Below are 12,476 nucleotides of genomic sequence, written 5' to 3'. Positions count from 1 at the left end.
GGTCAGCGGCCGGTGCCGCCGTAGACGACGGCCTCGTCCGAGTCGCTGTCCAGACCGAAAGCGGTGTGGACGGCGCGCACGGCCTCGTTGACGTCGTCGGCGCGGGTGACGACCGAGATGCGGATCTCCGAGGTGGAGATCAGCTCGATGTTCACGCCCGCGTCGGACAGCGCCTTGAAGAAGTCCGCGGTGACTCCGGGGTTCGTCTTCATGCCGGCGCCGACCAGGGAGATCTTGCCGATCTGGTCGTCGTAGCGCAGCGAGTCGAAGCCGATCGACGCCTTCGTCTTCTCCAGGGCGTCGATGGCCTTGCGGCCCTCGGCCTTGGGGAGGGTGAAGGAGATGTCGGTGAGGCCCGTGGAGGCCGCCGACACGTTCTGCACGATCATGTCGATGTTGATCTCGGCGTCCGCGACGGCCCGGAAGATCGCGGCGGCCTCGCCCGGCTTGTCCGGGACGCCGACGACGGTGATCTTCGCCTCGGAGGTGTCGTGGGCGACACCGGAGATGATGGCCTGCTCCACCTGCTCGGCTCCTTGCTCTACGGGGCGTTCGTTGCTGACCCAGGTGCCCTGCAGTCCGGAGAAGGACGAGCGGACGTGGATCGGGATGTTGTAGCGGCGCGCGTACTCGACGCAGCGGTGCAGCAGCACCTTGGAGCCGGAGGCGGCGAGCTCCAGCATGTCCTCGAAGGAGATCCAGTCGATCTTCTTCGCCTTCTTGACCACGCGCGGGTCGGCGGTGAAGACGCCGTCGACGTCCGTGTAGATCTCGCAGACCTCGGCGTCGAGCGCGGCGGCCAGGGCGACGGCGGTCGTGTCCGATCCGCCGCGGCCGAGGGTGGTGATGTCCTTCTTGTCGGCGGACACACCCTGGAAGCCGGCGACGATGGCGATGTTGCCCTCGTCGAGCGCGGTGCGGATACGGCCCGGCGTGACATCGATGATGCGCGCTTTGTTGTGGACCGAGTCGGTGATGACACCGGCCTGGCTGCCCGTGAACGACTGGGCCTCGTGGCCCAGGTTTTTGATCGCCATGGCCAGCAGGGCCATGGAGATCCGCTCTCCGGCGGTCAGCAGCATGTCGAACTCACGGCCGGCCGGCATCGGGGATACCTGCTCGGCGAGATCGATCAACTCGTCCGTCGTGTCGCCCATCGCGGAGACCACGACGACCACCTGGTGGCCGTTCTTCTTGGCTTCCACGATCCGCTTGGCGACGCGCTTGATGCCTTCGGCATCGGCAACGGAGGAGCCTCCGTACTTCTGCACGACAAGGCCCACGTGCGCTCCTCGCTCAGTCTTTGCCACAGCTGGCACTGCGGTCGGCTCAGTCTAACGAGCGGGCGTGAAACGCCGACGGGATACCGCATGGTGAGACGCGAGGCTCGCAGAGTGATCACCACCACGTGCACGCCCCTTCCCCGGAATATGTCCGCCATACGAAAATCAGCGCCGTGACCTCGACACTTTCCCCCCGCAGCTGCGACCCTCGCGCCATGCGTCCACGTCACAGCGTCATCCTGGCTACCGCCTCCGCCCTCGTCGCCCTCGCCGCGTCCGGCTGCGCGCCCCAGCCCGAGGAGACCTCCGCCGCCGCCCCCACGGGCTCGAAGGCCGCGAGCTGCACGACGGAGGCGCTCGCCACCAAGGCCAGGGGAAAGCTGACCGTCGGCACCGACACGCCCGCGTACGCCCCCTGGTTCCAGGACGACGACCCGGCCAACGGCAAGGGCTACGAGTCCGCCGTCGCCTACGCCGTCGCCCAGAAGCTCGGCTTCGCCAAGGGCGACGTCGTCTGGCAGAAGGTCGCCTTCAACAACGCCTTCGCCCCCGGTGCGAAGACCTTCGACTTCGACATCAACCAGGTGTCGATCAACGAGGACCGGCGCAAGGCCGTCGACCTGTCCTCCGGCTACTACGACGTCCGCCAGGCCGTCATCGCCCTGAAGGACTCCAAGGCGGCCAAGGCCACCGGCCTCGCCGACCTCAAGGGCGCCAAGCTCGGCGCCCAGGTCGGCACCACCAGCCTCGACGTCATCAACGAGCTCATCAAGCCGGACCGGAAGGCCGCCGTCTTCCAGAAGAACGACCTCGCCAAGGCCGCCCTCAAGAACGGCCAGGTCGACGCCATCGTCGTCGACCTGCCGACCGCGTTCTACATCACCGGCGCCGAGGTCACCGAGGCCAAGGTCGTCGGCCAGTTCGCGACCACCCCGGGCGCCGCCAAGGAGCAGTTCGGCCTCGTCCTCGACAAGGGCAGCCCGCTCACCTCCTGCGTCTCCCAGGCCGTCGACGCGCTCCGCAAGGACGGCACCCTCGCCGCGATCGAGAAGCAGTGGCTGTCCGACGCGGCGGGCGCGCCGGTGCTGAAGTGACCGATACGTACACCCCCTCCGCGCGCCGGCTGGAGCGCGAGCGCCACAAGCGCTCGCGCACCCGGCGCGCGACCGCCGTCGCGGCCCTGAGCACCGCCGTCACCCTGGCGGTGCTCTACGTCGGCATCACCGGTTCGCCCGGCTGGCCGCGCGTGAAGGAGACCTTCTTCAGCGCCGAGTACGCCCGCGAGGCGCTGCCCCTCGTCCTCGACGGCCTCTGGCTCAACCTCGGGCTCCTCGCCGTCTGCGGACCCGCCAGCCTCCTCTTCGGCCTGCTGATCGCCCTCGCCCGCACCCTGCGCGGCCCCGCGTTCTTCCCGCTGCGCGCCCTGGCCACCGCGTACGTCGACTTCTTCCGCGGCCTGCCGCTGGTCATCTGCCTGCTGGCGATCATCTTCGGCGTGCCCGCGCTGCGCCTCCAGGGCGTCCCCGCCGACCCGGTCGTGCTCGGCGGCACGGCGATCGTCCTCACCTACTCGGCGTACACGGCCGAGGTCTTCCGCGCGGGCATCGAGAGCGTCCACCCCAGCCAGCGCGCCGCCGCCCGTTCGCTCGGCCTGTCCGGCGCGCAGACCGTGCGGTACGTGGTGCTGCCGCAGGCCGTACGACGGGTCGTGCCGCCGCTCCTCAACGACCTGGTCTCGCTCCAGAAGGACACCGGCCTGGTCTCCCTCGGCGGCGCCGTCGACGCCGTCTACGCGGCGCAGATCCTCGCCGGCAAGACCTTCAACTTCACCCCGTACACCGTCGCCGCCCTGGCCTTCGTCGCGCTGACGATCCCCATGACCCGGTTCACCGACTGGGTCACCGCCCGGATGAACCGCCGGCAGTCGCAGGGAGGCGCGGTATGAGCGGTACCCCGGCCAAGGCCCCGGCCGTCCTCAGGCTCGAAGCGGTCCGCAAGACCTACGGGCAGAGCCTCGTGCTGCGCGATGTCGACCTCACCGTCCCGCAGCACTCCGTCACCGCCCTCATCGGCGCCTCCGGCTCCGGCAAGTCCACGCTGCTGCGCTGCGCCAACCTCCTGGAGGAGATCGACGACGGCGCGATCTTCCTGGACGGCGAGGAGATCACCGACCCGCGCGTCGACGCCGACACCGTACGGCGCCGGATCGGCGTGGTCTTCCAGGCGTACAACCTCTTCCCGCACATGAGCGTGCTCGACAACATCACGCTCGCCCCCCGCCGCGTCCACAAGGCACAGCGCCGCGAGGCGGAGGAGCGGGCCCGGGAGCTGCTCGGCCGGCTCGGCCTCGGCGACAAGGCCGGGGAGTACCCGGACCGGCTCAGCGGCGGCCAGCAGCAGCGCGTGGCGATCGCCCGCGCCCTCGCGAACCGGCCCCGGCTGCTGCTCCTCGACGAGGTGACGGCGGCGCTCGACCCGGAGCTGGTCGGCGAGGTCCTGAACGTGGTGCGGGACCTCAAGGAGGACGGCATGACGATGGTCATCGCCACCCACGAGATGGGCTTCGCCCGGGAGGTCGCCGACCAGGTCTGCTTCCTGGCCGACGGCGTCGTCCTGGAGCGCGGCACCGCGGCGGAGGTCTTCGGCGCCCCCGCCCACGAGCGGACGCAGCGCTTCCTGAGCCGGATCGTGGAGGCGGGGCGGCTATAGAGCCGGCCCCCACGCCTTCCGGCGCCGACCCTCCTGGCCGGTCCCCGGACCTTCAGGGGTCGACCCTCCTGGCCGGTCCCCGGACCTTCCGGGGTCGACCCTCCCGGCCGGTCACCGGAGCTTCCGGGGCCGGCCGTCCCGGCCGGTCACCGGAGCTTCCGGGGCCGGCCCTCCCGGCCGGTCCCTAGACCTTCCGGCGCCCGAGCCCCAGCGGACCCGCGATCTCCTCGATCATCACGCGGCCCGCCTCCTCGGCGAGGTCGTCCTCGGTCAGGTCCTCGTCCGTGTCGAGCCCCGCCAGGTCGGCCAGCGGCTGGTCCAGGCGGACGTGGGCGACCAGGGACTGCAGGGCGCGCAGGGTCGCGGAAGCGGTCGGGCCCCAGTTGGAGAAGTACGAGAACTGCCACCACCACAGCGCCTCGCTGGTCCGGCCCGCCCGGTAGTGGGCCAGACCGTGCCGCAGGTCGGTGACGATGTCGGCGAGGCTGTCGGAGATGCGGGCCGGGACCGGGGCCTTGCGCGGCTCGTAGGGGTCGAAGACCTCCGAGAACACGTCCACCGGCTCCAGCATGACCGCGAAGCGCTCGCGCAGCTCGTCCACGTCCAGGTCGGGGCCCGCGTCCGGCTCGTAGCGCTCGTCCGGGACGATGTCCTCGTGCGCGCCGAGCCGGCCGCCCGCGAGCAGCAGCTGGGAGATCTCCAGGAGCAGGAAGGGCACCGCGCTGTCCGGCTCGTCGCCCTTCGCGACCTCGGTCGTCGCGACGATGAAGCTCTCGATCGAGTCCGCGATCTGGACGGCGAAGTCGTCCGGGTCCTGCGTGACGGAGTGCAGTGTGGCGTCAGACATCGAGGAGCCTCCCTGAGAGTGCGCCGTCGTGCGCACGGACCCGGTCGTCGTCATACATCTAGCAGCCGCCGCCCCTCGAAGGCACGCCCCAGGGTGACCTCGTCGGCGTACTCCAGGTCGCCGCCGACCGGCAGCCCGCTCGCCAGACGCGTCACCTTGAGACCCATGGGCTTGATCATCCGCGCCAGGTACGTCGCGGTGGCCTCGCCCTCCAGGTTGGGATCGGTCGCCAGGATCAGCTCGGTCACCTGGCCGTCCGCCAGGCGCGCCAGCAGCTCGCGGATCCGCAGGTCGTCCGGGCCGACGCCCTCGATGGGACTGATCGCGCCGCCGAGCACGTGGTAGCGGCCGCGGAACTCACGGGTCCGCTCGATCGCCACGACGTCCTTCGGCTCCTCGACCACGCAGATGACCGACTGGTCCCGGCGCGGGTCACGGCAGATGTTGCACTGCTCCTGCTGCGCCACGTTGCCGCAGACCGCGCAGAACCTGACCTTCTCCTTGACCTCCAGGAGGGCCTGCGCGAGCCGCCGCACATCGGTCGGCTCCGCCTGGAGGATGTGGAAGGCGATCCGCTGCGCGCTCTTGGGACCGACGCCGGGCAGCCTGCCCAGTTCGTCGATGAGGTCCTGAACCACGCCTTCGTACAACGGAACGCCCTTCTCGGGGGTGCTTGATTCTTACGGTAGTGGCTGGAAGTGGGCGTTAGAAGCCCAGGCCCGGCATTCCTCCGAGGCCCTGCGTCAGCGGGCCCAGCTTGGCCTGCTGGAGCTGCTGGGCGTTGTCGTTGGCGGCCTGCACGGCGGCCACGATCAGGTCGGCCAGCGTCTCGGTGTCCTCCGGGTCGACCGCCTTCGGGTCGATCACCAGGCCGCGCAGCTCGCCGGAGCCGGTCACGGTCGCCTTGACCAGGCCGCCGCCGGCCTGCCCGTCCACCTCGGTCCGCGCGAGCTCCTCCTGAGCGCGGGCGAGGTCCTGCTGCATCTTCTGCGCCTGCTGGAGGAGCTGCTGCATGTTGGGCTGGCCACCACCGGGGATCACGGTCACTCCAAACGTTCGGTGTCTTGCTGAGCCGAGGTCTCGGTAAGCCGAGCCTACGTGGTCGCCGACCGGGGTGCCGACACAACACTTTCGGGTGAGAAACTGCGGGCCTCTCTACCTGATCAACACCCTCTTGCGGGCGGAAATCCCGGGATTCCGGGCCCGCCGCCCACCATTCGGCGGTAGGAAGGGCAGGCACCACGTGCACCGCACGTCCCAGAAGGACACGAGCGCTGAGCTGAACAGAGGAGTTCCCCGGTGAGCCAGCAGCCGGACATGCAGCCGCAGCCGGGGAATCCCGAAGGCCCGGGCAAGGCCGGGGGTCCGGCGCCCCACCACGACCTGACCGGATCGCCGTTCCCGCTCGGCGACTGGGGCGAGCCCGCCGAACGCCTCGACGAGCTCTACCGCTGGGTCGAGTCCAACGCGCTGCGCACCGCCGAGTGGTATCTGTCCGACCGCGTCTGGAAGCGCCGCTGCGCCCGCGCCCTGCGCATGGGCACGGCCCTCGGGGTGATCGCCGGCGCCGCGCTGCCGCTGCTCGACCTGACCGGGGTCGCCGCGGGCACCGCGGGCTGGGGCTACCTCTCGCTGCTGCTCGGCGCCGCCTGCCTGGCCTGCGACCGCTACTTCGGCCTCACCTCGGGCTGGATAAGGGACGTGGCCACCGCCCAGGCGGTGCAGCGCCGCCTGGCGGCGCTGCAGTTCGACTGGGCCTCGGAGAGCGTGCGCGAGGTGCTCGGCCCCACCGAGGGCACGGCCAGCGAGGCCGCCGAGCGCTGTCTGGGCGTGCTCCGCCGCTTCTCGGAGGACGTGACGGAGCTCGTACGGGCGGAGACCGCGGACTGGATGGTCGAGTTCCGCTCGGGGCCCGCCCCGCTCGCCCTGCAGTCCGCCGGGACCACCGCGGCCCGCCCCGAGAGCGGGCACCCGGCCAGCCGCTTCCCGCTGCCGCCGGGCACCCGGCCCAACATGCCGCGGCAGCGTCCGCCGGAGGCTCGCTGAGCCCCGCACCGGGCGGCGGTCCCGGCTCGCGCCCTAGCTGAGGACGATCATCGAGCCCTGCCCGAGGCTCCGGGTCGCCGCCGCGTGCAGGCCGAGCCACACGTGGCGCTCCCGGGCGAAGGGGCTGTCGTCCTGGTACGGGACGGGCGCGGCGGGCTCCTCCAGGGCCGTGGGGCGGTCCGGCGGCCGGGGCGCGGCGGGCGGGTTGGCCGGGTCGATGCCGATCGCGGGCGCGACGAACTCCAGCTCGCGCAGCAGACCGTGCGAGGAGCCCAGCGGACCGCCGCCCTCCAGGAGCTCGTCGTTGGACAGCGGTACGGGGAAGTCGACCGGCACATAGGCGCCGGCGTGGTCGTAGTGCCAGACCAGGTGGGACTGCTGGGCGGTCGCCTCGAACATCTCCAGGAGCTGCTCGTAGTCGCCGCCGAGCTCCCCGACCGGCTCGACGGGCAGCCCGCACATCTGGAGCAGATAGGCACGGCGCAGGAAGTGCAGGGCCTCGTAGTCGAAGCCGGCGACCGGGGCGACGTCCCCGGAGAGCCCCGGCATGTACGCGTAGACGGGCACGGTCGGCAGGCCGGCCGCCGTCAGGGCGTGGTCGTAGGCGGCGATCTCTTCGGCGAAGGGGTTGTCGGCGCTGTGGCACAGCACGTCGACGAGGGGGACCAGCCACAGGTCACAGGCCAAGGGAGGCTCGCTCTCCGTCAGTTGCGTTGCAGGGACGGCCAGGGTAGTCGGGCCCTCGGGACCCGCACACCCCGCCGGGGACCTGCCCCCGGAGCGGCCGCCTCAACCCGCCCCGCTCACGGGCCGGCGCGGCGCTCCAGCCGGTCCGCCCACTCCAGCGAGCGCGCGTTGTAGTCCCGTACGACGTCGACGGCGGCCGCGGCGTCGCCGCGGGTGAGCGCGTCGACGAGCTCCACGTGCCCGCTCCACAGCCAGCCGGTCAGGTCGCGGTCGGAGCGCAGATAGGGCACCGAGAAGACCCAGGCCTGGACGCGCAGCCGGTGCAGGAAGTCGGCGATGTGGTCGTTGGCGGAGACCAGCCGCCCCAGCTCGCGCCAGTAGCGGATGTCGTAGCCGATGAGGACGTCGAGCTCGCCGGCGCGGGCCGCGCGGGCCGCCGCCTCGCCGCGGCGCCGTATCGACACCAGTGCGACCCCGTACGACAGGTCGGGCTCGGCGGGCGGGGTGCGGGGGGCGTCGCGGCGGAATATGCCGTCCACGACGAGCATGCGGGCCTCGACCATGCCCCGGTAGTCGTCGACCGAGAACTCGTGGACCCGGAAGCCGCGGTGCTGGTCGGAGTCGAGGAGCCCCTGCGCGCAGAGGTCGACGAGGGCCTCGCGCACGGGTGTCGCGGACACCCCGTACTGCTCGGCGATCTGCTTGACCGTGAATTCCCGGCCGGGCTGGAGACGCCCCGCGAGGACTTCGTCACGCAGCGCGTCCGCGATCTGCTGCCGCAGGGTGTTGCGGGTGACAGCTCCGCTCGCGGGCATGTGGTCGGCCCCCTCCGTCCGGCTCCCGGACACCCTAGTCCAGTGCACGGAGGGGGCCGATCCCGTCACACCGTGTGCTCGTCCGCGACGCTCAGCGCCGCGTCGAGGGCCGCCAGACCCTCCTTGGCCTCCGCCTCGCTGACGTTGCAGGCGGGGACGGCGTGGGTGCGGTTCATGTTCACGAAGGGCCACAGGCCCTTCTTCTTCGCCGCGGCGGCGAAGGCGGCCATCGGCGCGAAGGCCTCGCCGGCCGCGTTGTACGGGACGAGCGGCTCACGGGTCTCGCGGTTCCTGACCAGCTCCAGCGCCCAGAAGACGCCCAGGCCGCGGACCTCGCCGACCGACGGGTGGCGCTCGGCCAGCTCGCGCAGGCCGGGGCCGAGGACGGTCTCGCCGATGCGGGCGGCGTGCTCGACGACCTTCTCGTCCTCCATCACGTTGATCGTCGCGACGGCGGCGGCGCAGGCCAGCGGGTGACCGGAGTAGGTCAGGCCGCCCGGGTAGGGCCGCTTGTCGAAGGTCGCGGCGATCTTCTCGCTGATGGCGACGCCGCCGAGCGGGACGTAGCCGGAGTTCACGCCCTTGGCGAAGGTCATCAGGTCGGGCACGACGTCGAAGTGCTCGGCGGCGAACCACTTGCCGGTGCGGCCGAAGCCGGACATGACCTCGTCGAGGATGAAGACGATGCCGTACTTGTCGCAGATCTCGCGCACGCCGGCCAGGTAGCCGGGCGGCGGGGTCATGATGCCGGCGGTGCCGGGCACGGACTCCAGGATGATCGCCGCGATGGTCGCCGGACCCTCGAAGGCGATGGTGTCCTCGAGGTGCTGGAGGGCGCGGGCGCTCTCCTCCGCCTCGTTCGACGAGTAGAACGGCGAGCGGTAGAGGAACGGCGCCCAGAAGTGCACGACACCGGCGGAGGCCGTGTCGGAGGCCCAGCGGCGCGGGTCGCCCGTCAGGTTGATCGCCGTGGAGGTGGCGCCGTGGTACGAGCGGTAGGCCGAGAGCAGCTTCGTCCGGCCCGTGTGCAGACGGGCCATGCGGACGGCGTTCTCGACGGCCTCGGCGCCGCCGTTGGTGAAGAAGATCTTGTCCAGGTCGCCCGGGGTGCGCTCGGCGATGAGCCGCGCGGCCTCGGACCGCACGTCCACGGCGAAGGCGGGCGCGAAGGTCGCGAGCTTCCCGGCCTGCTCCTGGATGGCCTCGACGACCTTCGGGTGCTGGTAGCCGATGTTGGTGTAGACGAGACCGCTGGTGAAGTCGAGGTAGCGGTTGCCTTCGTAGTCCCAGAAGTACGAACCCTCGGCGCCGGCGACGGCGAGCGGGTCGATCAGGCCCTGGGCGGACCAGGAGTGGAACACGTGCGCGCGGTCGGCGGCCTTGACGGCCGCACCGGCCTGGGGGTCGGGTTCGACATGAGGGGTCATGCGTCCGAGGGTAAGGAAGTGCAGGTGGGGCGGGCCATGACCATCTTGTCCACCGAGACCGGGACGGACGAGACAGGTTGCCGGTGTCCCCTCAGAACGGGTCCGCGAACGGGTCCGCGAACGGGTCCGCGAACAGCTCCCTCACCGCGCTCCTCAGCAGCAGCGGGTGCACGAACCGGTCCGGCCCGCTCGGCGGGGACCACCAGGACAGCGGCCAGGTCCTCCCGGTCAACGCGGGCACCGGAACGTAGCTCACATGGGCGGGTCCCGCGTTGAACCGCGTCACGCCCCGCGGCCACGCGCGGTGCGCCGTGGACCCCGGCGGGACGAGGAAATAGACCCCGCGCCGCCCGTTCGCCTCCACGACGACCGGCCCCGGGTCTCCCCCCGTGAGGGCCTCCATCAATCCGGCGAGCCGGCGGCCCTCGTCGCCGTCGACGCGGATGGCGTCGAATTGCACACCGGCCTTGCGGAGCTGGAATCCGGAAAGCGGAATCCAATCACAGGGCGCACAGTTTCGCTCACTCTTTGCAGCATTCACAGGGACATGGTGACGGCTCGCCGCTAGCGTTTTCCACGACTGCGAGGGCGCGTCGGCAATCCCTTGACCTGCGCCGACGCGCCTTGTCGGCAGTCGAATTCGGCGGGGAGCAGTTGAGACCGGTTGAGATCGGTTGAGTCCGAATGGGGAGCGCGAATGGCGCGAGCGGAAATCAGGGAATCGGTGGGTCCTGCGGCGCGGATGGCTGCCGCCTTGGCCAAAAAGCTGAGGCTGCGAAAGGGGCTCACGCAGGAGCGCGAGGGGGCGCTTATGGGGTACACCGGCGCGGCGATCAGCGCGATGGAGCGCCTGGTCCACCCGGTGAGCGACGAGATGGTGGTGAAGCTGGAGGAGGTGCTGGGGGACGGGCTCGGGATCTTCGAGGAGATGCGGGAGCTCGTACGGCTGGAGAAGCTGCCGGAGCAGTTCCGGAGCTACTCGCTGATCGAGCAGAAGGCCGTGGCCCTGTGGCTGTACGCGAACCACATCGTGCACGGCCTGTTCCAGACCGAGGCGTACGCGCGGGCGCTCATCGCGGGCGGGTACCCGGAGCCGACCCTGGAGCGGGTCGAGGAGCTGGTCGTCGGACGGATGGCCCGTAAGGCGCTGTTCGACCGGGCGCCGACCTGCCAGATCGAGCTGGTGCTCGACGAGTCGGTGCTGCGACGGCCGATCGGGAGCGAGGAGATCATGCGGGAGCAGCTCGTGTACCTGGCGGCGTGCGCACGGCGGAGGAACGTGAACCTGCAAGTGCTGCCGATGGATGCGGCGTTGGGCGGGGAGTACGCGGGGGATCGAGGCGACCTGAACCTGGTCGAGAGCCCCGACCACAGCCTCGCCGGCTACCTCGAAATCCAGGGCGAGAGCGTGCTCGTCACCGACCGGGGAAAGGTGAGTACGCTCCTGCAGCGGTATGCGAAGATCCGCGCACAGGCCCTGGATCCACGCACGTCCCTTGGCCTCATCGAGCGGTTGGCGGGAGTACAGAGATGAGCGAGACCCTGCACTGGTTCAAGTCGAGCCACAGCGACAGCGGCGGCGGCAACTGCATCGAGGTCGCCTTCGACTGGCACAAGTCCTCGTACAGCGACGACGGCGGCGGCAACTGCGTCGAGGTCGCCGCCTGCCCCCACTCCGTCCACGTCCGCGACTCCAAGTTCCAGGAGGGCCCCGCCTTCGCGGTGGAGCCCTCCGCGTGGAGTTCGTTCGTCGACTGGCAGGGCTGATCAGCAGTACAGGTTCGCCCCGGCCGGGACGCCCAGGATCTGGGTGAACTGCTGGTACTTGGTGACCCGGCTCTGCACCTGGGCCGGGTTGCCGCCGTTGCACTCCAGCGAGCCGTTGATGGAGCGGATGGTCTCGCCGAAGCCCGCGCCGTTGACCATGGCGTTGTGGGCGGTCATGGTGCCGGGACCGTTCTGCGTGTTCCAGTACCAGAGGCCCGTGGCCATGGCGACGGCCGGTTCGCGTTCCACGCGCCAGGGGTTGTTGAGCAGGTCGATGCCGAGCGCGTCGCCCGCGGCCTTGTAGTTGAAGTTCCAGGAGAGCTGGATGGGGCCGCGGCCGTAGTACGCGGCCTGGCCGGCGGGGCAGCCGTAGGGCCGGGTGGCGTCGCAGTAGTGGGGGTAGTTGGCGGTGTTCTGCTCGACGATGTAGTAGAGGCCGCCGGTCTCGTGGCTGACGTTGGCGAGGAAGGCCGCGGCCTCCTGCTTCTTCACCGTGTCGCTGCCGGTGGTGGCGAAGGCCGGGTACGACTTGAGGGCGTCGACGAGGCCCGCGTACGTGTAGAAGGGGTTCCGGTTCGGGAACATCTGGTTGAACTGGGCCTCGGAGACGACGAATCCGGTCCCCGGCTGGGGGTTCGGGTCGGTGCCGCCGCCGCAGGCGCCCTCGTCGCGCCAGACGTCCGTGGTGCCGGGGCGCTCGTTCTGGGTCCACCACTTGGCGTACCAGTTGTGGCCGTTGTACGAGGCGGTCATGCCGCCCGTGTACACGCTGGAGGAGTTCCAGGCGGCCACGCAGGCGGGGGCCGCGCCGGCGGGGGCGGCGGGCAGGAGGACGGCGAGGCCGACGACCGTACAGATCGCGGCGAGAACGGTGAGAAGACGTCGCAACATAGGG

Annotated in this window: 15 protein-coding genes; 6 read left to right on the top strand and 9 right to left on the bottom strand. The window is 70.8% G+C overall.

Annotation, left to right across the window (positions count from 1 at the left end; genetic code table 11):
* Positions 1–2: 2 nt before the first annotated feature.
* Positions 3–1,283, bottom strand: coding sequence for an aspartate kinase (locus ACH414_RS13200; protein ID WP_382547050.1), 1,281 nt, complete (start codon positions 1,281–1,283; stop codon positions 3–5).
* A 215-nt stretch (positions 1,284–1,498) separates the two neighbouring features.
* Between ACH414_RS13200 and ACH414_RS13195 the strand changes: the two genes are divergently transcribed.
* The 3 genes from ACH414_RS13195 to ACH414_RS13185 are packed head-to-tail and all read left to right on the top strand — an operon-like array spanning position 1,499 to position 3,992.
* A complete protein-coding gene (locus tag ACH414_RS13195; protein ID WP_386563647.1) occupies positions 1,499–2,377 on the top strand; it encodes an ABC transporter substrate-binding protein in 879 nt (292 codons plus the stop codon).
* Positions 2,374–3,228 carry an amino acid ABC transporter permease gene (locus ACH414_RS13190; RefSeq protein WP_382547055.1) on the top strand — a complete coding sequence of 285 codons (855 nt, stop codon included), beginning with the start codon at positions 2,374–2,376 and terminating at the stop codon, positions 3,226–3,228. Before ACH414_RS13195 ends, ACH414_RS13190 begins: the two co-directional genes overlap by 4 nt.
* Positions 3,225–3,992 carry an amino acid ABC transporter ATP-binding protein gene (locus ACH414_RS13185; protein WP_398941818.1) on the top strand — a complete coding sequence of 256 codons (768 nt, stop codon included), beginning with the start codon at positions 3,225–3,227 and terminating at the stop codon, positions 3,990–3,992. Before ACH414_RS13190 ends, ACH414_RS13185 begins: the two co-directional genes overlap by 4 nt.
* A 184-nt stretch (positions 3,993–4,176) precedes the next feature.
* On the opposite strand, the gene ACH414_RS13180 is transcribed toward ACH414_RS13185, so the two are convergent.
* Genes ACH414_RS13180 through ACH414_RS13170 form a run of 3 tightly spaced genes read right to left on the bottom strand, consistent with a single transcriptional unit; the run spans position 4,177 to position 5,880 of the window.
* Entirely contained in the window at positions 4,177–4,839 is a 663-nt protein-coding gene (locus tag ACH414_RS13180; protein ID WP_398941817.1) for a DUF5063 domain-containing protein, read from the bottom strand.
* A 50-nt stretch (positions 4,840–4,889) separates the two neighbouring features.
* Positions 4,890–5,489 (bottom strand): recombination mediator RecR, encoded by a 600-nt coding sequence (gene recR / locus ACH414_RS13175; RefSeq protein WP_382547063.1) that lies wholly within the window; start codon positions 5,487–5,489, stop codon positions 4,890–4,892.
* Between the two features lie 55 nt (positions 5,490–5,544).
* Positions 5,545–5,880, bottom strand: a complete 336-nt coding sequence (locus ACH414_RS13170; protein WP_382547065.1) for a YbaB/EbfC family nucleoid-associated protein — start codon at positions 5,878–5,880, stop codon at positions 5,545–5,547.
* A 276-nt stretch (positions 5,881–6,156) separates the two neighbouring features.
* Here ACH414_RS13170 and ACH414_RS13165 point away from each other — a divergent pair, with 276 nt between their 5' ends.
* Positions 6,157–6,885 carry an SLATT domain-containing protein gene (locus tag ACH414_RS13165; protein ID WP_398941936.1) on the top strand — a complete coding sequence of 243 codons (729 nt, stop codon included), beginning with the start codon at positions 6,157–6,159 and terminating at the stop codon, positions 6,883–6,885.
* A 33-nt stretch (positions 6,886–6,918) separates the two neighbouring features.
* Here ACH414_RS13165 and ACH414_RS13160 read toward each other — a convergent pair whose 3' ends face one another.
* From ACH414_RS13160 to ACH414_RS13145, 4 genes are all read right to left on the bottom strand, one after another.
* Positions 6,919–7,572, bottom strand: a complete 654-nt coding sequence (locus tag ACH414_RS13160) for a hypothetical protein (RefSeq protein WP_382547068.1) — start codon at positions 7,570–7,572, stop codon at positions 6,919–6,921.
* 116 nt (positions 7,573–7,688) lie between these two features.
* Positions 7,689–8,387, bottom strand: coding sequence for a GntR family transcriptional regulator (locus tag ACH414_RS13155; protein WP_382547071.1), 699 nt, complete (start codon positions 8,385–8,387; stop codon positions 7,689–7,691).
* Between the two features lie 65 nt (positions 8,388–8,452).
* Positions 8,453–9,814, bottom strand: a complete 1,362-nt coding sequence (locus ACH414_RS13150) for an aspartate aminotransferase family protein (protein WP_382547074.1) — start codon at positions 9,812–9,814, stop codon at positions 8,453–8,455.
* A gap of 91 nt (positions 9,815–9,905) precedes the next feature.
* The gene (locus ACH414_RS13145; protein WP_398941814.1) at positions 9,906–10,274 is read right to left on the bottom strand and encodes a hypothetical protein; all 369 of its coding nucleotides are present in this window, start codon (positions 10,272–10,274) and stop codon (positions 9,906–9,908) included.
* Positions 10,275–10,511: 237 nt separating this feature from the next.
* Here ACH414_RS13145 and ACH414_RS13140 point away from each other — a divergent pair, with 237 nt between their 5' ends.
* Both ACH414_RS13140 and ACH414_RS13135 read left to right on the top strand, forming a co-directional pair.
* Positions 10,512–11,348 (top strand): helix-turn-helix domain-containing protein, encoded by an 837-nt coding sequence (locus ACH414_RS13140; RefSeq protein WP_398941812.1) that lies wholly within the window; start codon positions 10,512–10,514, stop codon positions 11,346–11,348.
* On the top strand, positions 11,345–11,581 hold the full coding sequence (locus tag ACH414_RS13135) for a DUF397 domain-containing protein (RefSeq protein ID WP_398941811.1): 237 nt from the start codon (positions 11,345–11,347) through the stop codon (positions 11,579–11,581). The genes ACH414_RS13140 and ACH414_RS13135 overlap by 4 nt, the downstream gene beginning before the upstream one ends.
* Here ACH414_RS13135 and ACH414_RS13130 read toward each other — a convergent pair whose 3' ends face one another.
* A complete protein-coding gene (locus ACH414_RS13130) occupies positions 11,582–12,472 on the bottom strand; it encodes a glycoside hydrolase family 19 protein (protein WP_382547085.1) in 891 nt (296 codons plus the stop codon).
* Between the last annotated feature and the right edge of the window lie 4 nt (positions 12,473–12,476).

The organism is Streptomyces sp. NPDC020422 (assembly GCF_044386705.1).
GTDB lineage: Bacteria > Actinomycetota > Actinomycetes > Streptomycetales > Streptomycetaceae > Streptomyces.
Note: the sequence above shows the minus strand (reverse complement) of the source record. Positions and strands in the feature narration are given on the sequence as shown.

Bases quoted from the DNA above. Each gene is read 5' to 3' on its own strand.
- ACH414_RS13135 (WP_398941811.1), top strand. From the start codon at position 11,345: ATGAGCGAGACCCTGCACTGGTTCAAGTCGAGCCACAGCGACAGCGGC.
- ACH414_RS13165 (WP_398941936.1), top strand. From the start codon at position 6,157: ATGCAGCCGCAGCCGGGGAATCCCGAAGGCCCGGGCAAGGCCGGGGGT.
- ACH414_RS13185 (WP_398941818.1), top strand. From the start codon at position 3,225: ATGAGCGGTACCCCGGCCAAGGCCCCGGCCGTCCTCAGGCTCGAAGCG.
- ACH414_RS13180 (WP_398941817.1), bottom strand. From the start codon at position 4,839: ATGTCTGACGCCACACTGCACTCCGTCACGCAGGACCCGGACGACTTC.
- ACH414_RS13195 (WP_386563647.1), top strand. From the start codon at position 1,499: ATGCGTCCACGTCACAGCGTCATCCTGGCTACCGCCTCCGCCCTCGTC.
- ACH414_RS13150 (WP_382547074.1), bottom strand. From the start codon at position 9,814: ATGACCCCTCATGTCGAACCCGACCCCCAGGCCGGTGCGGCCGTCAAG.
- ACH414_RS13155 (WP_382547071.1), bottom strand. From the start codon at position 8,387: ATGCCCGCGAGCGGAGCTGTCACCCGCAACACCCTGCGGCAGCAGATC.
- ACH414_RS13140 (WP_398941812.1), top strand. From the start codon at position 10,512: ATGGCGCGAGCGGAAATCAGGGAATCGGTGGGTCCTGCGGCGCGGATG.
- ACH414_RS13130 (WP_382547085.1), bottom strand. From the start codon at position 12,472: ATGTTGCGACGTCTTCTCACCGTTCTCGCCGCGATCTGTACGGTCGTC.